General features: G+C 64.0%; 21 protein-coding genes. 9 read left to right on the forward strand and 12 right to left on the reverse strand.

Features of this window, described 5'->3' with window-relative positions; all coding sequences use genetic code 11:
• Both EOA60_RS00945 and EOA60_RS00950 read right to left on the reverse strand, forming a co-directional pair.
• On the reverse strand, positions 1 to 225 hold a 225-nt coding region (locus EOA60_RS00945; protein ID WP_127271968.1), incomplete at its 3' end, for an HTH domain-containing protein.
• A 222-nt stretch (positions 226 to 447) separates the two neighbouring features.
• Positions 448 to 612 (reverse strand): hypothetical protein, encoded by a 165-nt coding sequence (locus EOA60_RS00950; RefSeq protein ID WP_082953649.1) that lies wholly within the window; start codon positions 610 to 612, stop codon positions 448 to 450.
• 184 nt (positions 613 to 796) lie between these two features.
• Here EOA60_RS00950 and EOA60_RS00955 point away from each other — a divergent pair, with 184 nt between their 5' ends.
• Positions 797 to 976: a hypothetical protein gene (locus EOA60_RS00955; protein WP_164748128.1), complete on the forward strand. Its 180-nt coding sequence runs from the start codon at positions 797 to 799 to the stop codon at positions 974 to 976.
• Between the two features lie 226 nt (positions 977 to 1,202).
• Here EOA60_RS00955 and EOA60_RS00960 read toward each other — a convergent pair whose 3' ends face one another.
• From EOA60_RS00960 to EOA60_RS00970, 3 genes are read right to left on the reverse strand one after another with little or no spacing between them, the layout of a single operon-like run.
• A complete protein-coding gene (locus EOA60_RS00960) occupies positions 1,203 to 3,434 on the reverse strand; it encodes a class I fructose-bisphosphate aldolase (RefSeq protein WP_128311018.1) in 2,232 nt (743 codons plus the stop codon).
• Positions 3,431 to 4,417, reverse strand: coding sequence for a DUF58 domain-containing protein (locus EOA60_RS00965; protein WP_127217485.1), 987 nt, complete (start codon positions 4,415 to 4,417; stop codon positions 3,431 to 3,433). The genes EOA60_RS00960 and EOA60_RS00965 overlap by 4 nt, the downstream gene beginning before the upstream one ends.
• Positions 4,417 to 5,421 carry a MoxR family ATPase gene (locus EOA60_RS00970; RefSeq protein WP_095823281.1) on the reverse strand — a complete coding sequence of 335 codons (1,005 nt, stop codon included), beginning with the start codon at positions 5,419 to 5,421 and terminating at the stop codon, positions 4,417 to 4,419. Before EOA60_RS00970 ends, EOA60_RS00965 begins: the two co-directional genes overlap by 1 nt.
• 153 nt (positions 5,422 to 5,574) lie before the next feature.
• Between EOA60_RS00970 and EOA60_RS00975 the strand changes: the two genes are divergently transcribed.
• From EOA60_RS00975 to EOA60_RS00985, 3 genes are read left to right on the forward strand one after another with little or no spacing between them, the layout of a single operon-like run.
• Positions 5,575 to 6,204, forward strand: a complete 630-nt coding sequence (locus EOA60_RS00975) for a DUF1285 domain-containing protein (protein WP_095823565.1) — start codon at positions 5,575 to 5,577, stop codon at positions 6,202 to 6,204.
• A complete protein-coding gene (locus EOA60_RS00980; protein WP_066994302.1) occupies positions 6,204 to 6,836 on the forward strand; it encodes a CoA pyrophosphatase in 633 nt (210 codons plus the stop codon). Before EOA60_RS00975 ends, EOA60_RS00980 begins: the two co-directional genes overlap by 1 nt.
• A complete protein-coding gene (locus EOA60_RS00985; protein ID WP_095823280.1) occupies positions 6,833 to 8,101 on the forward strand; it encodes a CCA tRNA nucleotidyltransferase in 1,269 nt (422 codons plus the stop codon). Before EOA60_RS00980 ends, EOA60_RS00985 begins: the two co-directional genes overlap by 4 nt.
• 24 nt (positions 8,102 to 8,125) lie before the next feature.
• Here the strand turns inward: EOA60_RS00985 and EOA60_RS38125 are convergent, their stop codons facing one another.
• The 5 genes from EOA60_RS38125 to hemF form a co-directional block, all read right to left on the reverse strand.
• Entirely contained in the window at positions 8,126 to 9,106 is a 981-nt protein-coding gene (locus tag EOA60_RS38125) for a S8/S53 family peptidase (RefSeq protein ID WP_095823279.1), read from the reverse strand.
• An 88-nt stretch (positions 9,107 to 9,194) separates the two neighbouring features.
• Positions 9,195 to 9,773, reverse strand: coding sequence for a hypothetical protein (locus EOA60_RS00995; RefSeq protein WP_095823278.1), 579 nt, complete (start codon positions 9,771 to 9,773; stop codon positions 9,195 to 9,197).
• Positions 9,774 to 10,040: 267 nt separating this feature from the next.
• Entirely contained in the window at positions 10,041 to 10,226 is a 186-nt protein-coding gene (locus tag EOA60_RS01000) for a DUF1059 domain-containing protein (protein ID WP_066994310.1), read from the reverse strand.
• Between the two features lie 315 nt (positions 10,227 to 10,541).
• Positions 10,542 to 10,994: a DUF1344 domain-containing protein gene (locus tag EOA60_RS38640; protein WP_245433115.1), complete on the reverse strand. Its 453-nt coding sequence runs from the start codon at positions 10,992 to 10,994 to the stop codon at positions 10,542 to 10,544.
• Between the two features lie 50 nt (positions 10,995 to 11,044).
• Positions 11,045 to 11,959 carry an oxygen-dependent coproporphyrinogen oxidase gene (gene hemF, locus EOA60_RS01010; RefSeq protein WP_127335122.1) on the reverse strand — a complete coding sequence of 305 codons (915 nt, stop codon included), beginning with the start codon at positions 11,957 to 11,959 and terminating at the stop codon, positions 11,045 to 11,047.
• A 118-nt stretch (positions 11,960 to 12,077) separates the two neighbouring features.
• Between hemF and EOA60_RS01015 the strand changes: the two genes are divergently transcribed.
• On the forward strand, positions 12,078 to 12,335 hold the full coding sequence (locus EOA60_RS01015; RefSeq protein ID WP_066994316.1) for a hypothetical protein: 258 nt from the start codon (positions 12,078 to 12,080) through the stop codon (positions 12,333 to 12,335).
• A gap of 6 nt (positions 12,336 to 12,341) precedes the next feature.
• Here EOA60_RS01015 and soxR read toward each other — a convergent pair whose 3' ends face one another.
• Entirely contained in the window at positions 12,342 to 12,785 is a 444-nt protein-coding gene (soxR, locus tag EOA60_RS01020) for a redox-sensitive transcriptional activator SoxR (RefSeq protein ID WP_095823277.1), read from the reverse strand.
• Between the two features lie 148 nt (positions 12,786 to 12,933).
• Entirely contained in the window at positions 12,934 to 13,392 is a 459-nt protein-coding gene (locus tag EOA60_RS01025; protein ID WP_095823276.1) for a tRNA (cytidine(34)-2'-O)-methyltransferase, read from the reverse strand.
• Positions 13,393 to 13,874: 482 nt separating this feature from the next.
• Between EOA60_RS01025 and EOA60_RS01030 the strand changes: the two genes are divergently transcribed.
• The 4 genes from EOA60_RS01030 to EOA60_RS01045 all read left to right on the forward strand — a co-directional run.
• Positions 13,875 to 14,270: a hypothetical protein gene (locus tag EOA60_RS01030; protein ID WP_095781273.1), complete on the forward strand. Its 396-nt coding sequence runs from the start codon at positions 13,875 to 13,877 to the stop codon at positions 14,268 to 14,270.
• A gap of 25 nt (positions 14,271 to 14,295) precedes the next feature.
• A complete protein-coding gene (locus tag EOA60_RS01035) occupies positions 14,296 to 16,176 on the forward strand; it encodes an ABC transporter ATP-binding protein (RefSeq protein ID WP_095823275.1) in 1,881 nt (626 codons plus the stop codon).
• 129 nt (positions 16,177 to 16,305) lie between these two features.
• Positions 16,306 to 18,198 carry an ABC transporter ATP-binding protein gene (locus EOA60_RS01040; protein ID WP_095823274.1) on the forward strand — a complete coding sequence of 631 codons (1,893 nt, stop codon included), beginning with the start codon at positions 16,306 to 16,308 and terminating at the stop codon, positions 18,196 to 18,198.
• Positions 18,195 to 19,650: ABC transporter ATP-binding protein (locus EOA60_RS01045; protein WP_164899154.1), on the forward strand; the 1,456-nt coding region annotated here is incomplete at its 3' end. The genes EOA60_RS01040 and EOA60_RS01045, both read left to right, overlap by 4 nt.

Consider the following 19,650-nt stretch of genomic DNA (forward strand, 5'->3'; position numbering starts at 1 on the left):
CTCGTCACGCGTGAACATCAGCGGCGGAAGGTCGAAACCTTCCCTCATCATGTAGCCGACACCCGCCTCGCCGTCGATCGGCACGCCGGTCGACTGCAAGTCGGCTATATCGCGGTAGATGGTCCGCTCGGACACCTCGAGCCACGTCCCGAGCTTCTGCGCGGTGACCAGTCTGCCTCCGCGCAGATGCTGCACGATCTGGAAAAGCCTGTCGGCGCGGCGCATCGTTTGACCCCTTGGCTTCGGTTCTACGCATGCCGCGGTCCCAAAACCGGTTCCCGCAGGTTCGAGGCTGCTTCAATAACGCAAGCCTCCTGACAACATAGTGTCAGGAGGCTGCAGCCACTCCACCACCGGACAACGGCGTCTTTCCTGAAACCCAGCGTTTCAACCGACATTACATCTGGGCGCGCCATGGCCGCTATCCAAGTCATGCGCCGAAAAATTTCAGTTCTCACGCACGCGGCCGTTATAAAGGTCCGGCCAACCGATGTCCTTGCGAATGTCCGCCGGCAAAGTGTTCAGGAAACGCTGGGTCCGGATCTCGTTCCGCACGGTGCGGATCTTGCCGACATAGTGCTGCACGCTACGCAGGATGGTAAAACCGTTCATGACCGAGCTCCTCTTTTTGACGAGAGGAGTATCTCACACCCCTGCTGACAGCAGTCTGTCAGCAGGGGTGCGAGGTAGCCGAAGCCGGCGCCAGAACGATCAGCGCGGTCCCATGGATGTCCCTTCGTTTGTCAGGAGCGATGCGGTGCGAAAGCGCCAAGAACCGCTTTGACAGCCGCCGAGGATGCTGCTCAAAGGCGGCATGACGAAACTGCTCGCCCTTGTCATCATCGGCATCATGCTCATCCAGATCATCAAGCCGCTCGGCTGGCCGGGGCTGAAGCGCCGCAGCGATTTCTGGAAGCTGGCGCTGCTTGCAATGGCCGCAATCTCGCTGGCGGCCATGCTTGGGCATTGGACTTGAGGCACGTCGATTTGAGGTGAGGACGGCCTGCGAAGGGCGGCGCTGGCCCCCGCTGGTTCGACGCCTCAGCTGGGAGTGCGGCCGGCAAAGATAAACCCGGGCCTTGGCCGCCCGGGTTCTCAGCGCTCTAGGGAAAGCTCAAAGCGCGTCGACGCGCTTCAAGTCGTTGTTGATGCATGTCGTTGCCCCAGAATCCCTGCACACTTCTGGGCGAGATGCATTGGTATCAGGCGGCCTTTTCCAGCGCCGGCTGCCATTGTCCGAGCGCCGCCAGATGATTCATGTGGGCGCGATGGATGAAGGCAGCCTGGCCGGCGGCGACGTTCGACGCCTTGCCGCTCCAGGCCTTCTGCGCGGCCGCCTGCAGGGCGCGGCCGTAGGAGAAGGAGAGCTTCCACGGATGTGGGCCGATGACGTTGATGGCGTTAAGGTTGGCCGTCGCTTCCTCGTCGTCCTGGCCGCCCGACAGGAAGGCAATGCCGGGCACCGCCACGGGCACGGTTTCGCGAAACAGCTTGATCGTCTTCTGGGCGACCGCTTCGGGACTGTCCTTCTTGCCCGATTTCTTGCCGGAGATGACCATGTTCGGCTTGAGGATGGTGCCTTCGAGCACCACGCGTGCGGCATAAAGCTCGCCATAGAGCTTCAGCAGGGTCGCCTTGCTCACCTCGTAGCAGGTGTCGATCGAGTGGGCGCCGTCCATCAGCACTTCCGGCTCGACGATCGGCACGATGCCTGCCTCCTGGCAGAGCGCGGCGTAGCGTGCCAGCGCATGCGCGTTGGAGGCGATCGAGGTGGCTGACGGCACGCCCTTGGCGGTGTCGATGTCGATCACCGCGCGCCATTTGGCGAACCGGGCGCCGAGCTTATAGTAGTCCGCCAGCCGCTCGCGCAGGCCATCGAGACCCTCGGTGATGGTGTCGCCGGGAAAGCCGGCGAGAGGCTTGGCGCCGACATCGACCTTGATGCCCGGAATGGCGCCGGCGGCCTTGATGATGTCGACCAGCGGCGTGCCGTCGGCAAGCGTCGCCCAGGTGCGCTCGACGATGTCGGGCGTCGGCTCGGCCAGCACCTGCCGGCTGACCGTCACCTCCGTCGGCGGCGCGAGGTCGGCGAACGGGCCGTTCTTCGGGAATTCGGTGACCGGTTGCGGCGTCGTCCACGAAAGCGCGCCGCCCAGCGCGCGCTCGCCGCTGCGCAGCCGGACCGGCAAGAGATCATCGTCGTTGCCGGCGGCAGCCAGCCTTGAACCGGCAAAACGCACCAGCGTGCCGCCATTGTTCACCCAGTCGACCAGCCGTTGCCGGACCTGCGCAGGGATGGTGCCGACATCGGCCATGATGATCATCGCCGGCTTCTGGTCGAGAAGCTGCGGAATGGCATCGGCCAGATCGGCGCTCGACGGCTCCACCAGATCGGCGAAAGGCTGCAAGGCGCGGCGAATGTAATAGAGCGGCGACAGCAGCGGCTGCGCCTGGTCTGCCTCGGCCTGCGAAAGCAGACCGACGCGGCGGCGCTTGGAGCTCTCGTCCAGCACGCGAACGGCACCGGCCTGGTGCTCGCCATCGAGAGCTATCGAGGCGAAGTCGTTGCGCAATTCGAACGGCACCTTCATCGTTCCGGTGGCGGTGGCCTGACCCGGCGCGAAGGTCAGAGCCGCGTCGGCGATGCGGCGGCCCTTGTCGTCGAAGGCGCCCGCGGTGACCTGCGCCGGCGCCGGATCGCCCGGCCCGCGGATGGCGGTGAGCGTGAAGCCGTCGACCTGATTGTCGGCGCCGGTCAGGCCGGTGAGCGAGAGCCGGTCCGAGGTAGCCCAGACCAGCCTCGCGGCATTCCTTTCCAGGAGCGTCTTGAACGCCGCTTCGTCGCCGGTGGCGGCAAGGCCATCGGCAAGCACGGCGACGCTGGCGCCGGGCAGGCGCTCCAAAGTGGCTGCGACGCGGGCATAGACGGCGGGGCGGTCGGTCGGGATCGGGCGCGGCTTTGCCGCGCGCAGCCGGTCGAGTGCGGCCGATGCATCGAAGGGGCCGATCTCGGCATTCGGCTTCTCGGCGGTAAAGGCGATGACGACCGGCACGCCGTTCGAGCCTGCATCGGCAATCAGCCGCTCGGCGGTGGCGACGCGCTTGCCCCAGTCGGCGGCGCTTGCCCAGTCATTGTCGATGACCAGCGCGAGCGCCGAGCCCTCGGCCGGCAGCTTTTCGCGCGGATTGAAGATCGGCTCGGCGAGCGCGGTGACGACAAGGGCGGCCATCAGCAAGCGAAGCAATGTCAGCCACCAGGGGCTTTGATGCGGCGTCTCCTCGCGCCTCAGGACGCGGGCGAGGATTCTCAGCGGCGGAAAGACTTCGGTCCGCGGCCTGGGCGGCGTCAGCCTCAGCAGGTACCAGATCACCGGCAGGGCCAGCAACCCCCACAGCACCATCGGCGCGCCGAAGGAAAGCGGCAGCCAACTCATGCGACCGCCTTTCCGGCATCACCGCCCGCGGTCAGCCCTGCATGACCGCCACCGGCGGTCAGCCCGGCATGACCCGAGGTCAGACCCGGACGGCTGCTGTCGGCGGTCATCGCCATGTGGACGCGCACGAGCGCCTCGGAGGCGAGGCGGTCGGTATGATTGACAGTAAAGCTCCAGCCGAGGCGCTTGCACCAGCCGGCGAGTTCCTGGCGGCGAGCGATATAGAGCAGGCGGTATTCGTCTTTAAGCGTTTCGGCACGGCCGGCGGTCAGCTTGTCGCCGGTCTCGGGATCGGTGAATTCAGTGCGGCCGGCATAAGGGAAGGTCTCCTCGGCCGGGTCGGCAACCTCGATCAGGTGCGCGCGCACGCCATGACGGGCGAGCACGTCGAGCCAGGCCATGGTTTCCTCGACCGGATCGAGAAAGTCGCTGACGATGACGATGTCGCAGAAGCGTCGGATGGTGGAGAGATCGGGCTTCGCCGCCGGGTTGCCGGCATGGCTGAGCTGGGCCGCGATGCGTTCGGCGCCGTTGCGGGCAGTGAACGGGTCCGTGAGGCCCGGCCAGGCGATGCGCTCGCCGCTGCGCGACAGGAGCTCGGCCAACGCAAGCGCCAGCACCAGCGCGCGCGATTCCTTGGAAACGCCGGCTCCCGAGGATTTGTAGAGCATCGATGGGGAGGGGTCCGACCAGAGCCAGACGGTATGGGCCGCCTCCCACTCGCGGTCGCGCACGTAGGTGTGGTCGTCGCGGGCCGAGCGGCGCCAGTCGATGCGCGAGGCATCGCCTTCGACATAGGGGCGGAACTGCCAGAAATTCTCGCCTATGCCGCGCTTGCGGCGGCCATGCCAGCCGGCGATCACCGTGTTGACGATGCGGCGCGCCTCGACCAGCAGATCCGGCACCAGAGAGGCCCGCAACCGGCCACGGGCGAGCGCGTCGCGCGTCGCAACCGGTGCCTGGACCTCGCCTATTCGACCCATCAGATGCCTTTTGCCAGTTTCGCCACCACGTCGCGCACGGATGTGCCTTCGGCGCGGGCGGCGAAGGTCAGCGCCATGCGATGCTGCAGCACCGGCTCGGCGAGGGCACGGATGTCGTCGACCGACGGCGCCAGCCTGCCATCATATAGAGCGCGTGCTCGGGCGCACAGGGTCAGCGCCTGGCTGGCGCGCGGACCAGGACCCCAGGCGACATGCTTGTCGGTGTCGGCAATCCCCTGACCGGGACGAGCCGAGCGCACCAGCTTGAGGATCGCTTCGACGACGCTTTCGGGCACCGGCATGCGGCGGATCAGCGTCTGAATTTCCTTCAGCCTGGCTGGCTGCAGCACATTGTCGGCCCTGGCCTCCTCGACGCCGGTGGTTTCGAGCAGGATGCGGCGTTCGGCCTCGATCTCCGGATAGAGGATGTCGACCTGCATCAGGAAACGATCGAGCTGCGCTTCCGGCAGCGGATAGGTGCCTTCCTGCTCCAGCGGGTTCTGCGTCGCCAGCACGTGGAAGGGCGAGGGCAGGTCGTGGCGAACGCCGGCAATGGTGACGTGATATTCCTGCATCGCCTGCAGCAGCGCCGACTGGGTGCGCGGCGAGGCTCGGTTGATCTCGTCGGCCATCAAAAGCTGCGAAAAGATAGGCCCGCGGAGGAAGCGGAAGGATCGTTTGCCAAGCTCATCCTGCTCCATGACTTCGGAGCCGAGGATGTCGGACGGCATCAGGTCGGGCGTGAACTGGATGCGGCGGGAATCGAGGCCGAGCACGATGCCCAGTGTCTCGACCAGCTTGGTCTTGGCGAGGCCTGGCACGCCGACCAGGAGCGCATGCCCGCCGGCAAGCAGCGCAACCAGCGTGCGCTCAACAACGGCTTCCTGGCCGAAGATAACGCGGCCTACGGCGTCGCGGACCTTGGAGATGTCGGACAGCGCCTTCTCGGCCTGCTCGATCATCGCCTTGTCGCTCAACGGGCTTTCCTTGATCATCACGCTCATGCCGTTCGATCCTTGTGGTTGGAAATACCGGCTTGCATTCTCGATTCGCAGAATGCCGCGATTCGGCCTCGCCCGGCGCCTGCGATTGAACTTAAATCACAGGCTTGGGCTGACAAGGCTGACAATCCGGACAACAGTGACTATTTCGTGACCATGACGCATCGCACAGAATCCGGTGAAAAGGGCCTGACCAGCGCCACCGAGGCGCGCGGGCTGGAGGCGCTGATCTCGCGAGCGGCGCGCGCCGGCAAGGGGCCGGCTCCGGTGGAGCGCTGGAATCCGGACTTCTGCGGCGACCTCGATATGGAGATCAGGGCCGACGGCACCTGGTTCTACCTCGGCACGCCGATCGGGCGCATGCCGCTGGTGCAGCTCTTTTCCAGCGTGTTGCGCAAGGACGCCGACGGCAAGACCTATCTGGTGACGCCGGTGGAGCGCGTCCGCATCCGCGTCGCCGATGCGCCCTTCATCGCCGTCGAGATGAACGTGTCTGGGACCGGCGACGGCCAGGTCATCACGTTCCGCACCAATGTCGGGGACGTGGTCACCGCCGGGCCCGGCCATCCGCTGCGCTTCGTCGACGAGGACGCCACCGGCGGGCTCAAGCCCTATGTGCTGGTGCGCGGGCGGCTGGAAGCCTTGGTGGCACGGCCGGTGATGTACGAATTGGTCGAGCATGGAGAGGTGATCGACGTCTGCGGCAGGGCAATGTTCGCCGTCCGCTCCGGCGGCGAAGTCTATCCGATCATGCCGGCCGAAAAGCTCGACCGGCTAAGCGCGTGATGGACCAGGTGGCGCCGGTGCCGTTCTCGATCGCGGATTTTCGCGCCCGCGCAGCGGCGCAGGCCGAGGTCCAATCCGGCGACGAGTTCGGCGACCACCGCTTCAATCCAGGGCATCCCAGGCTGAAGCATATAAAACCGCTGCGCGACGCCGCGGTGCTGATCCCGGTCGTCGATCACGCCGACGGCGCCACGGTGCTGCTCACCAAGCGGGCGGAGAAGCTGCGCAGCCATTCCGGCCAAGTCGCCTTTCCCGGCGGCACCATCGATCCGACCGATCCCAGTCCTGAGGCCACAGCGCTGCGGGAGACCTTCGAGGAGATCGGCCTCGACCGCGATCACATCGAAATTGTCGGCCGCATGCCCGATTATGTCTCCGGCAGCGGCTACCGCATCGTGCCGGTGCTTTCGGTGGTGCGGCCGGGCTTTTCGCTGATGCTCAACGCCGACGAGGTGGACGCCGCCTTCGAGGTGCCGCTGCGCTTCCTGATGGACCCTGTCAACCACGCGCGCGACAGCCGCATGTGGAACGACCTCGAATGGTTCTTCTACGAGATGCCCTATGGCGGCCAGCGGATCTGGGGCGTCACCGCCGGCATCATCCGCACACTCTATGAAAGGCTCTATGCGTGAGCGCTGAGGTGTCTCTCTCGGGCAGGGCCGATTGGCTGGGCGAAAAGCATCTGCAGAAGCTGCTTGCCGCGCTGAAGGAGGGCGGCGAGGAGGCGCGGGTGGCCGGTGGAGCGGTACGCAATGCGCTGATCGGCCAGCCGGTGGCCGACATTGACATTGCCACCACGACGGTGCCCGAGGACACGATCCGCCGCGCCCAGGCAGCCGGCTTCAAGACCGTGCCGACAGGGATAGAGCACGGCACCGTCACGGCAATCGCCGGCGGCAAGGCCTATGAGGTCACGACGCTCAGGGCCGACATCGAGACCGACGGTCGGCGGGCGAAAGTCATCTTCGGGCGCGACTGGAAGGCCGACGCCGCGCGCCGCGACTTCACCATCAATGCGCTTTATGCCGAAGCCGACGGCGCCATCGTCGACCTTGTCGGCGGCGTCGCCGATATCGAGGCGCGGCGGCTGCGCTTCATCGGCGATCCGGAAGCGCGCATCCGCGAGGATTATCTGCGTATCCTGCGCTTCTTCCGCTTCTTCGCCTGGTATGGCGACGGCCGGCCCGACGCCGAGGGCTTGAAGGCCTGCGCCAGGCTGAAGGACGGGCTCGGCAGGCTTTCGGCCGAACGCGTGTGGTCCGAACTGAAGAAGCTGCTTTCGGCACCCGACCCCTCGCGCGCCCTGCTGTGGATGCGCCAGGCTGGCGTCCTCACCGCCGTGCTGCCGGAGAGCGAGAAATGGGGCATCGACGCCATCCACGGGTTGGTCAGGACCGAAAAGGGTCTCGGCTGGGATGCCGATCCGCTGCTCAGGCTGGAGGCCGTCGTTCCGCCGGATGCCGCGCGCATGAAGACGCTTGCCGAAAGGCTGAGATTTTCGACCGACGAGGGGGAGCGCCTGCGGCACTGGGCACAGACGGTTCCGCCTGAACCCAAGACGACCGAGACGGAATTGTCGAAAAGGCTCTATTTCGGCGACCGCCAAGGCTTCGTCGATCGGCTGCGGCTCGCGCTCGCCGCCGCGCGGACAGGGGCCATCGAGGACGATCAGGCGATGATGGAAGCCGGCGGTTTCTCGCGCCTGCTCGGCTTCGCCTTGAAATGGCAAAAGCCGAGCTTTCCGATCAAGGGCGCGGACCTGACCGAGCTCGGCGCCGCGCCCGGCCCGAAGCTTGGCGCCACGCTGAAGAATCTCGAAAGGGAATGGGTGGATTCAGCATTCGCCATGGATCGCGGCGCACTGCTCAAACGCGCCGCGCAGGCACTCGAGGCTTAGATCAGTCCTACATCGTGGCGCCGCTCAGCGTATCGCCACCGGGGCCAGGGCACGCGAAAGGCTTGCCTCGCCCTTGCCGTAGACTGAGGGGTTGTAGTTGACCAGCGTGTCGGTGCGAGCCGTGTTGAGCAGGTCGTTGGTGATCTGAACCGGGGTCGCCTTGGTGAATTTGCTGCCGATTATTGCGGCATATCCGGAGATGATAGGCGCGGCGAACGACGTGCCGTAAAGGCCGGTCTTGTCGCCTTCGACGCCGACCACCAGGAAATGGCTCTGCACGGTCGGGTCGGAGCCGGCGTAATTGGAATACCAGGCAAGCTGAGCCTTGTTTGACGCCGTGCCGTTTGTGGACAGCGCGCCAACAAAGATCGCCGTCGGTTTGCCGATCAGAGCGAGATCGAGATAATCCTGCTGTCCGCTGGTGACGCCGCCGACCGCAACCGAATCGTTGCCAGCCGCTTTCGAGACGATGGCCGATCCCTTGCTGGCGTAGGAGATGATCGATTGCTCCTCCGGGGCCCAGCGGATCTGGTTCACGCTGTAACCCGCGTTCGCGTACATGCCGTAGCTGAGGTTGAGGACGTTGCGGCCACTTGCCAGCGGGACGGCCGAACCCGTCGAGAAGTCCTTGGAGCGGATGGTCGCCGCAGGAGCGATCATGCTTGCTTCCTCGCGCGTCCACTCTCCGTGCCGCTGATATTGCGTGCCGATGCCGAAATTGCCGGAGAAGCGCGATGAACTGCTGAAGTCGTCGACGATGGTGATGGTGACGCCCTTACCCTTGTAGCCAGCGGCCCACGCGGCGCCGACATCGGGGCTCATCCAGCTCTGCACCGCTTGTGTCGTTCGCGCAACCGGTATCTTTGCGCTTACGCATATGGACCCGCCGCCGTGGCACAGCGCGGCCGCCTGGTCCGCGTCGAGAGCTTCCTGCGCCGACGCCAGGCATGCCGGCAGAATGGTCAGTGCCGCGGCAATGCCGAGCTTCCAGAAATTACCAGACATGGTCTTACTCCCGGTCAAAGCAGGAACGAGGACGGACGATCGCGAAGTTCGGGAGCAGGAAGATTTCTCATGCGCGGCATCCCGGCGATCAGAAAGTAACACGGTAGTTGAGCCACAGGCGCAGCCTTTCGGGGGTAGCGTTAACCAGATATTTCAGCGTGTCCTCAGGCGCCGTCTCCCCGGCTGCAAGCCGGCAGTTGACGCTGTAGGTGCCCAGATCCCCGTAGTCGGCCACGCAGGGCTTTTCGCTCAGGTTGCCGCCGAAGGTCGAGGTAACCGAAAGGGAGAGAGTGCTGTTGAGGCTCGGATGGGTCTGGGTGAGAAAACCGAGCTTGAGGCTCGGCGCGATGCGGTACTTTTCGGCTTGTTCCCCGGTTCCCACTCCCCACAGAAAGCCGCTGTCTTCGGTAAGTTGCGTGATGAAGTCGACGTGCATGTCGACCCAATCGCTGTGGTACCAACGATTGAACGAGACCCAGCTCCCGTCCTGCAGCTCATAGCCGCCATTGCCGAGAGCTCTGGCGCGGTCGCTGAGCCATGACCCCTGATGGATGTTCACGAGCGACGTGGTCATTTCCTGGGCCATCGACGGCGAGGCGCCAACGACTACGCACAGCAACAGTGCGGCTGCGCCGAAACCGTCTCGTTTGTTGGATCTTTCGCGCATGCGCGAAGCACCTCGCCCCATCGGATCCAGACGCGCCTTGTGGCGGACGGCTCCTCGGGCAGCCGCGGTCCCCGGATCATGCGCGACGATCGCATGGAGACCGTTACCGCGGGGTTATCCAAGCCGGTACGAATATAAGTTTTTGCTTGAATTCGGCGAAGCCAAGCCGTTGCCAGCGATCAGACGCAAACGAAGCGAGGTGCGCCGGATGCTGCATCCAACTCGCCGGCTTTGCCAATGGTCGTCCGAAAACGGTGACCCGATGCCTCAGGCCGCGTCGCGGACCTTTTGGATGCGCGAGCGGATCGCCTCGATCATGGTCTCGCGGATGGTGGTTTCGCCATGGGTTTCACGCATGTGCTCGACGGCGCGGCGCATGACCTCGGCTTCCTCCTCGGCGCGCGTGTGCCAATCGCAGCCAGGGACGAGTGTCCCGCATTGGAACTCCTTCATGGTTTTTCCTTTCCTAGGTCCGGAGCCCTGATTCCGCTCCTTGTTGTCATGCAATTCCGCATGGAAAGCCGCATCGCATTTTCCTGAAATGGCCCCGGTGGAAAACCATAACACATGTCGCCGGCTTCGGTTGCATTGGAGCCGGTGGCGAATTGTTTTTTCATGGTCTCCGCGCGAAATCAAAGGCGGAGCATTGCTGCTCCGCCCGTTGCCACCTGGTTTCCGTGAAACGATGAACCGCACTGTCTTTTTGTTTTGACGCAATTCCAGCGGAAACCGCTTCAACGTTTCTGCAATTGCTGGCCGTGCAGGCCGTCACTTCATGATCTTGACAGCCTCGGCAATCTTGTTCTTGCCGCTCATATCCCAGGAAACGCGAACCTTCTCGCCCGGCTTTATGCCCGGATCCTTGAAGGCCTTGGACAGCGTGAAGGTCGATCCGTTGTCCAGAACAAGGCTCATGGCCGTTCCATCAAAGCTCTTCACTGTTCCCGTGGTGTGCTTGACCGCGGCGAACGCGGCGCCACCGGAGGCGAGAAAGGCGGCGGTTGCCGCCGTCACAATAAGCTTGCGCATAGGATGTTCTCCTGGGATGCGGGCACCATTGGGAAGGCACTCCGCTCGATCAGGGCCGTCCGGACGCGTCGGGTCGCGGCTCGTAGCAGTGACGAGCCGCCGGCGCTTCCCGACCCGGCACGTTAAATAGATCAATTTTTTCAAAAGGATATTAGACGAAAAAGAAATCGCCCCTGCCACATTGCCGGTCAAAATTCGGCGAATGGGACAGCAATGCGGCTGGCCTTCCGCTCACCGGATTTTTACGGCCACTTTACCTCGGGCGGCAGGCTGGAGAGGATCGAGGCGACATTGCCGCCGGTTTTCAGGCCGAAGATGGTGCCGCGATCGTGAAGCAAATTGAATTCGACGTAACGGCCGCGCCGGACGAGCTGTTCCTCGCGGTCGCCGTCGGTCCAGTTCTGGTTGAAATTGCCCCGCACCAGATGGGAATAGACGACGAGGAAAGAGCGGCCGACATCCTGGACGAAATTGAAATCGGCGTCCCAGCCGCCCTTGCCCTCATCGGAATGCAGCCAGTCGAAAAAGATGCCGCCGATTCCTCGCGCCTCGTTGCGATGCGGCAGGAAGAAGTACTCGTCGCACCACGCCTTGAATTTCGGATAGTCGGCCACCCCGGCGTTCTTCTCGCAGGCGAACTGCATGGTGCGGTGGAAGGCGATCGTGTCGGGATCGTCCTGGGTACGGCGGCGGTCGAGCACCGGCGTCAGGTCGGCGCCGCCGCCAAACCAGTGGCGGGTGGTCACGACCATGCGTGTGTTCATATGCACGGCCGGAACGTTGGGGTTCCAGGGGTGCGCGATCAGCGAAACGCCGCTCGCCCAGAAGCGCGGATCCTCGTCGGCGCCCGGAATCTGCTTACGGAATTCGGGAGAGAATTCGCCGTGGACGGTCGAGGTATGCACGCCGACCTTCTCGAAGACGCGGCCGCGCATCATCGACATGGTGCCGCCGCCACCTTTGCCGTAGTCGCGCTCCCACGGCGTCTGCTCGAAATGCCCGGGCGACCATGCCGATTGCGGTCCAGTGAGTTCCTGCTCGATCTGCTCGAAGGCGGCGCAGATGCGCTCGCGCAGCGCTTCGAACCAGAGGCGGGCCTTCATCTTCTTCTGCTCGATGTCGTCAGGCAGGCCCACCGCAATGTCGGGTCGTTCCAATTCCGTCTCCAGTCCAGGCTGCTTGCCCGACAAATGACTCGTTTTTTCTGCGCGCGATCCCTAATCTCTTAAGGGCAAGGGTCAAGTCCTGTCTGACCAAGGTGCAAGGAGTTTGCTCGTGCGCACCCCGGCAAGACCGCCGCTGGATGGCTTGAAGAAGAGGCTGGAGCGCTCACGGGCCGAGCGCGAAAGAGAGCCGCGCGACGGATTTTTGCGCGAAACTTTCGTGCTGCCGCGGCCGGCCGCGCGCCTCAAGGCCAAGGAATGGTTCGAGCGCTTTCCCAAGCAGGCCTATTGGACCGAGATCGAAAGCTGGTTCGAGCGCCCGGGCGACGTCATCGAATTCACCATGCGACGGCTGCCGGCGGCGGATTGAAAATCCTCAGGGCACCAGTAGCCGTCTCGCTCCAGTTCCCTCTCTGGCCAGTCGGTCCTCCTTGTTCCGAAGCGGGCATTTGTCGATCGACATGCAACCGCAGCCGATGCAGTCGGTCAGGCCGTCGCGCAGCTTCTTCAATTGGGCGATCTTATGATCGAGGCCGTCGCGCCAAGCCGTTGAAAGCAGATTCCAATCCTCGCGCGTCGGGGTGCGGCCCTCGGGCAGGGATTGGAATGCCGCGGCGATTTCGGCGAGCGAGATGCCGACCTCCTGGGCGACGCGGATGATCGCCACCCGTCGCAGCACGTCGCGGCCGTAGCGCCGTTGGTTACCCGCGGTGCGATGGCTGCCGATCAGCCCGCGCGCTTCGTAAAAATGGAGCGCCGAGACCGCGACGCCACTGCGCATCGCCACCTGACCGACCGTCAATTCCTTCACCGGAGCCATCTCGCACTTTCCGCTTGACCTCAAGTTAGGTTGAGCTTGTAGCGAGGAAAGCCTGACAAGGCAAATTGAGGAGAAGGCGATGTGCGCCTCGGTGAGACTGACGCCGCAAGTGGGAGGCGTTCGCGACGACGAGCAGGGCTTGAGCAGCCTATCCGAGCTGGCGGAGCGCTTCGCCCGCGACCATCGCGACGGACAGCGCGACATTGATGCTGCGGGCGCCCGGCCGCATCGGAATGGTCAGTCGCGCATCCGCCGCCTGATGAACCTCTTCCGGCACGCCGGCGGATTCGCGGCCGAACAGAAGGACGTCGCCGGCGGCGAAAGCAAACCGCGTGTAGGCGGTCTCGGCCTTGGTGGTGAGCAGCACAAGGCGGCGCGCGTTCGTTCGGCGCCATTCCTCGAAGGCGTGCCAGTCGGCATGGCGGGCAAGCGCCGCCATTTCGAGATAGTCCATGCCGGCGCGTTTCAGCGCCCGATCGGAGAGCGGGAAACCGGCCGGCTCGATGATGTCGACGCCAAGATCAAGGCAGGCGGCGAAGCGCAGGATCGTCCCGGTATTGCCGGCGATATCCGGTTGGTAGAGCCCGATGCGGAGACGGTCGTTCATTTCCGCATCCTTCTAATAAGTGGCAGAACGGCCACAGGCGGCTCCGGCTTTTGGCGATTTCTAGACTGGCGGGTGGCCATTTTCTGCGAAGTCGAGTATACGCCCATCATCGTCAACCCGAACCGAAGGAGAGGGACCACATGATGACCATGCACTTCCAGCCCTTCTCCGGGCAGCTCCTCTTTGGGGCCCACGTATGCCCAACGGCGGTTTCGGTACGACGATTCTTCTGACACTTTAAGACCTCATCGCACCGATTCCCGCCGAACCCAGTTTTCGGCCTTCGAAGGAATCTTGCGATGTTTCTCAAACTGCCAAAGCGGCGCCCCGCCCCGCCTGAACGTGTCGACACCGACGCTGGCCGTCATGTCGGGACTGACGCTTGCCGTCATGTCCTGACTGCGTCGCGTCCCTCCGGCCGAATGCCGGAGGTCGAGCTCGCATCACCCTTTTTAACGCATTTGCACATGGAGGACGGACCGATGTTCGATCCCTTTAAAATACCGGGTTCAAGAAGCTTGCATGAGCGCAAGGTGGCGACCTGGGCGCTGCTGATCGGCGAGACTTACTCGTCGGCGGTGCACGCCGAGACGCGCCGGCGTCCGCATCGCGGCATGCTGCCGGACGTCGACTTCTCGCGCGCGGTGCCCGATCCCGGTCGACCCTCGCTGGTGCGCCGGATCATCCGCATGGTCCGACCGGGCAAAACCAGGGCCGGCGACAGCTTGTCGTCAGGATCCTCTGGCAAGCCTGTCGGCGAAAAGCCCGCGACACCCTATATTGCGCGAAGCAGGGCCGGCGATACGGACAATTCCGTATCGCCGGCCCGCGGCGCCGTGCGGCCGAACGGCCTTACCAATCAACCCCGCGCCGCGTGAGCGCACAAATCGTCGAGTGCCTCGAATGTTCCGCTGGTTTGAGAAGAGGCTCGATCCGTTTCCCGCCGCGGAGCCGGCCGAGCCGCCGAAGACGCTGGTCGCCTTCTGCGTGCATTACACGCGCGGGGCCTGGCCCTATATCCTCGTCGATGCCGTGCTGGTGGCAGCGATAGCCCTTGCCGAAGCGTGGATGTTCGGTTTCATGGGCCGCATCGTCGACTGGCTGTCGGCGCAGAACCGCGAATCCTTCCTTGAGACGGAAAGCTGGAAACTCGCCGGCATGGCTTTCATCGTGCTGTTCGCGCTGCCCGGCACGGTATGGCTGCATTCGCTGCTCAACCAGCAGACGCTGATGGGCAATTATCCCATGCGCATACGCTGGCAGGTGCATCGCTACCTGCTCAAGCAGTCGATGGCCTTCTATCAGGACGAGTTTGCCGGCCGTATCGCCACCAAGCTGATGCAGACCGCTCTTGCCGTGCGCGAATGCGTCATCAAGCTGATCGATGTCCTAAACTATGTCGTCGTCTACTTCCTCAGCATGCTGTTCATCGTCGGCTCGGCAGACTTGCGACTGGCTGTGCCCTTGGGTGTATGGCTGGTCGGCTATATCGGGCTCTTGCGCTTTTTCATCCCGAAGCTCGGCAAGGTCGGCGAGGAGCAGGCCAATGCGCGCTCGACCATGACCGGCCGCGTCGTCGACAGCTACACCAACATCCAGACGGTGAAGCTGTTTTCGCATGCCCGCCGCGAGGCAACTTTCGCCAGGGAGGGCATGGCGAGCTTCCTCGATACGGTCTACCGCTCGATGCGGCTGGTGACGCAGTTATATGGGATGCTCTACATCCTGAATTCGCTGCTTCTGTTTTCCGTGACGGCGATCTCGCTGTGGCTATGGCTGGGCGAGGCGGTGACGATCGGCGCAGTCGCCGTGGTTATCGGCCTGGTGCTCAGGATGTGGGGCATGTCGCAGTGGATCATGTGGGAGATGTCGAGCCTGTTCGAGAATATCGGCACGGTGCAAGACGGCATCCAGTCGATCTCGCTGCCGCGCCTGGTCGAGGACCGCCCGGGCGCCAGCGACATCGCCGTCAGTCAGGGCGAGATCCGTTTCGAGGAGATCCGCTTCCACTACGGCAAGCAGAAGGGCGTCATCGAGAACCTGTCGCTCACTGTGAAACCCGGCGAGAAGGTCGGCATCGTCGGCCGCTCCGGCGCCGGCAAGTCGACGCTGGTCAACCTGCTGCTGCGTTTTTACGACCTGGAAAGCGGCAGGATCCTCATCGATGGCCAGGAGATCGCCGGGGTAACGCAGGATTCGTTGCGCGCGCAGATCGGCATGGTGACGCAGGACACCTCGCTGCTGCATCGGTCGGTGCGGGAGAATATCCTCTACGGGCGCCCTGACGCCACCGACGAGATGCTGATCGAGGCGGCCCGGCGGGCGGAGGCGCTCGATTTCATCGGCGCGCTTTCGGACCATAACGGCCGCAAGGGATTCGATGCACATGTCGGCGACCGCGGCGTCAAATTGTCCGGCGGTCAGCGGCAGCGCATCGCCATTGCCCGCGTCATGCTGAAGGACGCACCGATCCTCATCCTGGACGAGGCGACGTCGGCGCTCGATTCGGAAGCCGAGGCGGCGATCCAGGAGAACCTCTACAAGTTGATGCAAGGCAAGACCGTGATCGCCATCGCGCATCGGCTGTCGACCATCGCTGCGATGGACAGGCTCGTCGTCATGGACAAGGGGCGCATCATCGAGGAAGGCTCGCACGAAGAGCTTGTCACCAAGGGCGGCCTTTATGCCCAGCTCTGGCAGCGCCAGTCGGGTGGGTTCCTCCTCGATGACGCGCCGGCCGAGTCCGATGCCAAAGGGTCTCACTCCGAGATGGCGGCGGAGTAACGCGATCGCGATTGGCATCAAGGTTACGGCAATTGCGGGGAATCGCTCCCGGGCGTAACCACGACCTGTCAGAGGCCTGCCGGGGACCAAATCGGGTGCCGGCGGGGTTCCGGCATCCACGAGAGAAAAATGTTCGACCGCATCTTCACCTGGTTCGAAAGCCATTATTCGCCGGTGGCGCTGGCCGAAGACAGGCAGCCGCCAATGGGACTTTGGCGGTTCTACTGGTATTTCATAAGGCAGTTTCGCGCCGCCTATTGGCTGCGCATGATCATCGTTGCCGTCGCGGCAATAGTGGACGCGATGCTGCCGATTTTCGTCGGCCTGATCGTGGGCCTGCTCTCCAAGACCAGGCCGGGCGATTTCTTCGCCGCGCATGGGCCGCTGCTCGTCATCATGGCGATCGTCGTGCTGCTGCGTCCGCTGTCCATGGTTATCGACGCGCTCATCCGCAACCACGCCATCGCACCGAACCTCATCGACCTCATCCGCTGGCAAAGCCATTGGCATGTCGTGCGTCAGGACTGGTCGTTCTTCCAGAACGACTTCGCCGGCCGCATCGGAACGAAGGTCATGCAAAGCGGCGACTCGGTGGAGATGAGCGTCAATCTCACCGTCGATGCCGTCTGGTACGCGCTGGTCTTCGTCGCGGTCGCCATCGTTGTGCTGGCGCGGCTCGACCCGCTTCTTCTGGCTGTGGTGGCGGCCTGGCTGGTGTTCTATTGCATGATCTTCTGGTTTGCGATGCCGAGGATCACCCAGCGCTCGTCCCACCTGTCGGAGCGGTGGTCGCAGGTGAGCGGCCGCATGGTCGACAGCTACACGAATATCCTGACGCTCAAGACATTCTCGACCGGCGAGCACGAAGACAAATATGTCTCGCAAGCCGTCGTCGAGCACGCCGACACGTTTTACCAGCTGATGCGCGTTTTCACACTGATGTGGTCGGCCCTGTTCGTCCTCAACGCTATGCTGCTCATCGCCATAAGCTGGCTGGCGCTGGCCGGCTGGAACGCCGGCGCCATGACCACGGCGGCCGTGGCGACGGCGATACCGTTCGCGCTGCAGATCGCCAACATTTCCGGCAGGATCCTCGATGTCGGCGCCAACGTCTTCCGGCAGATCGGCGTCGCCAGCAATTCGATGACGACGATCGCGCGCCCCATCACAATGCAGGACCAGCCGGACGCGCCGGCCCTCGTGGTCAAAGCCGGCGGCATCGAGTTCGAGCAGGTGAACTTCAACTATTGGCGCAAGGACGGCAAAGGCGGCGTCATCGACAATCTGTCGCTGAAGATCGCGCCGGGCGAGCGGGTCGGCCTGATCGGCCGTTCCGGGGCCGGCAAGTCGACACTGGTCAATCTCGTGCTGCGGCTGTTCGACGTGCAGGACGGCAAGGTGCTGATCGACGGACAGGACCTCCGCAACGTCTCGCAGGAAAGCGTTCGCGCGGCGATCGGCTTCGTCAATCAGGATACGTCGCTCCTGCATCGATCCGTTCGCGAGAACCTCAAATATGGACGACAGTCCGCCAGTGATGAGGCGATGTTCAGCGCCGCCAAGGCCGCGCAGATCGACGATGTGATCGCGGGACTGACCGATCCGCATGGACAAAGCGGCTATGAGGCGCTCGTCGGCGAGCGCGGCGTGAAGCTGTCCGGCGGCCAGCGGCAACGCATCGCCATTGCCCGCGTTATGCTGAAGGACGCGCCGATCCTCATTCTCGACGAAGCTACGTCTGCGCTCGATTCGGAGGTGGAGGCCGCCATCCAGGAGAACCTCTACAAGCTCATGCAGGGCAAGACGGTCATCGCCATCGCCCACCGCCTGTCGACCATCGCGGCGATGGATCGGCTCGTCGTCATGGACAAGGGCCGCATCGTCGAGGACGGCTCGCATGAAGCGTTGATCGCCAAGGGCGGGCTCTATGCCCAGCTCTGGCGGCGCCAGTCGGGCGGCTTCCTGCTCGAGGAAAAGCAGGCGGCCGACGATCTGCCGACGAAAGGTGAAGCCGCGGAATGATGAAGGCCGTCTATCGCTGGTTCGAAAGCTGGGTCTACCCGTTCCGCGAGCCGACGAACCTTCGTCCACCTGCCAGCGTCGGCGGCTTCCTCTGGCACTATGTCGGGCAAGCGAAGCTCGCCTTCTTTGCCATGCTGATCATCGGCGGCATCGCGCCGCTGGTCGAGGCCGGGCTGTTCTATTTCGTCGGACGGCTGGTCGATATCCTCGACCAGCTTCCCGGCGAACGCAGCTGGCACGCGCTGTGGGCAGCCGCCGGGCCGGAGCTGCTGTTCATGGGCGCGGTGGTGCTGATCATCCGCACGCTGGTGGTCGGCCTTTCGGCGCTGGTCGACGAGCAGACGATCACGCCGGGCTTCTACAGCCTGGTGCGCTGGCAGGCGCACCGGCATGTCTCTCGCCAGTCCTACGCCTTCTTCCAAAACGACTTCGCCGGGCGTATCGCCACCAAGGTCTGGCAGGCGGGGCAGGCCACTGGCGACCTCATGGAAAGCTTCATCGAAGTCGTCTGGTTCATGATCGTCTACACGGTGACGACGCTGGCGCTGGTCGCCGGCCTCAACCTCAGGCTGGCGGCGCTGGTGGTGATCTGGATCGTCGCCTTCGGCTGGCTGGCCAGGCTCCATCTGCCGGCAATCCGCAAGCATGCCGAGGCGACCGCCGAAGCCGGCTCGATGATCACCGGCCGCTTCGTCGATTCCTATTCCAATGTGCAGACGCTGAAGCTGTTCGCGGCCGACGGCGACGACCGCTACATCCGCAACGGCTTCGACATCTATCTCGATGCGCTGCGGCCCTTCACGCGGCGGCTGACCGGCGTGCGCGTGGCGCTGACGACGCTTTCCGGCATCATGATCACGGCGATCGCCGCCTTTGCAGTCTATCTGTGGGTGGAAGGCTCGATCACCGTCGGCGCCGTCGCCTTCACGCTCTCGCTTGTGCTGAGGCTCAACATGCTGCTGGGACGGCTGATGATGCAGCTCAACAGTATCCTCAGGAATCTCGGCGTGCTGGAAAATTCCAAGGCGCTGATCTCGCAGTCGCTCGGCCTGACCGACGCCCCGGATGCCAAGGAGCTGGTGGTTGCGGGTGGCCGCATCGACCTCAAGAACGTCACCTTCCACTACGGGAAAGGGGCAGGGGTCCTCGAGGGCATCGACCTCGTCGTGCGTCCAGGCGAGAAGGTCGGGCTTGTCGGTCCGTCCGGCGCCGGCAAGACGACGCTGGCCAATCTCATCCTGCGCCTCTACGACCTCGAGGGCGGCAGGATCCTGATCGACGGCCAGGATATCGCCCGTGTGACGCAGAATTCGCTGCGCGCCAATATCGGCGTGGTCAGCCAGGACACGGCGCTGTTCCACCGCTCGCTGCGCGACAACATCAAGCTCGGCATGCCGGACGCTACCGACGCTGAGGTGATCGCCGCGGCGCGCAAAGCCGAGGCGCATGACT

Origin of the sequence: Mesorhizobium sp. M1A.F.Ca.IN.020.06.1.1 (assembly GCF_004023265.1) — a bacterium.
Lineage (GTDB): Bacteria > Pseudomonadota > Alphaproteobacteria > Rhizobiales > Rhizobiaceae > Mesorhizobium.

Coding starts and splice junctions, on each gene's coding strand:
- EOA60_RS00955 (WP_164748128.1), top strand. CDS start 797: ATGCTGCTCAAAGGCGGCATGACGAAACTGCTCGCCCTTGTCATCATC.
- EOA60_RS00975 (WP_095823565.1), top strand. CDS start 5,575: ATGACGCATCGCACAGAATCCGGTGAAAAGGGCCTGACCAGCGCCACC.
- EOA60_RS00950 (WP_082953649.1), bottom strand. CDS start 612: ATGAACGGTTTTACCATCCTGCGTAGCGTGCAGCACTATGTCGGCAAG.
- EOA60_RS01030 (WP_095781273.1), top strand. CDS start 13,875: ATGTTCGATCCCTTTAAAATACCGGGTTCAAGAAGCTTGCATGAGCGC.
- EOA60_RS01040 (WP_095823274.1), top strand. CDS start 16,306: ATGTTCGACCGCATCTTCACCTGGTTCGAAAGCCATTATTCGCCGGTG.
- EOA60_RS00960 (WP_128311018.1), bottom strand. CDS start 3,434: ATGAGTTGGCTGCCGCTTTCCTTCGGCGCGCCGATGGTGCTGTGGGGG.
- EOA60_RS00965 (WP_127217485.1), bottom strand. CDS start 4,417: ATGGGTCGAATAGGCGAGGTCCAGGCACCGGTTGCGACGCGCGACGCG.
- EOA60_RS00970 (WP_095823281.1), bottom strand. CDS start 5,421: ATGAGCGTGATGATCAAGGAAAGCCCGTTGAGCGACAAGGCGATGATC.
- EOA60_RS01025 (WP_095823276.1), bottom strand. CDS start 13,392: ATGAACGACCGTCTCCGCATCGGGCTCTACCAACCGGATATCGCCGGC.
- EOA60_RS01000 (WP_066994310.1), bottom strand. CDS start 10,226: ATGAAGGAGTTCCAATGCGGGACACTCGTCCCTGGCTGCGATTGGCAC.
- EOA60_RS00980 (WP_066994302.1), top strand. CDS start 6,204: ATGGACCAGGTGGCGCCGGTGCCGTTCTCGATCGCGGATTTTCGCGCC.
- EOA60_RS01035 (WP_095823275.1), top strand. CDS start 14,296: ATGTTCCGCTGGTTTGAGAAGAGGCTCGATCCGTTTCCCGCCGCGGAG.
- EOA60_RS00995 (WP_095823278.1), bottom strand. CDS start 9,773: ATGCGCGAAAGATCCAACAAACGAGACGGTTTCGGCGCAGCCGCACTG.
- soxR (WP_095823277.1), bottom strand. CDS start 12,785: ATGGCTCCGGTGAAGGAATTGACGGTCGGTCAGGTGGCGATGCGCAGT.
- EOA60_RS38125 (WP_095823279.1), bottom strand. CDS start 9,106: ATGTCTGGTAATTTCTGGAAGCTCGGCATTGCCGCGGCACTGACCATT.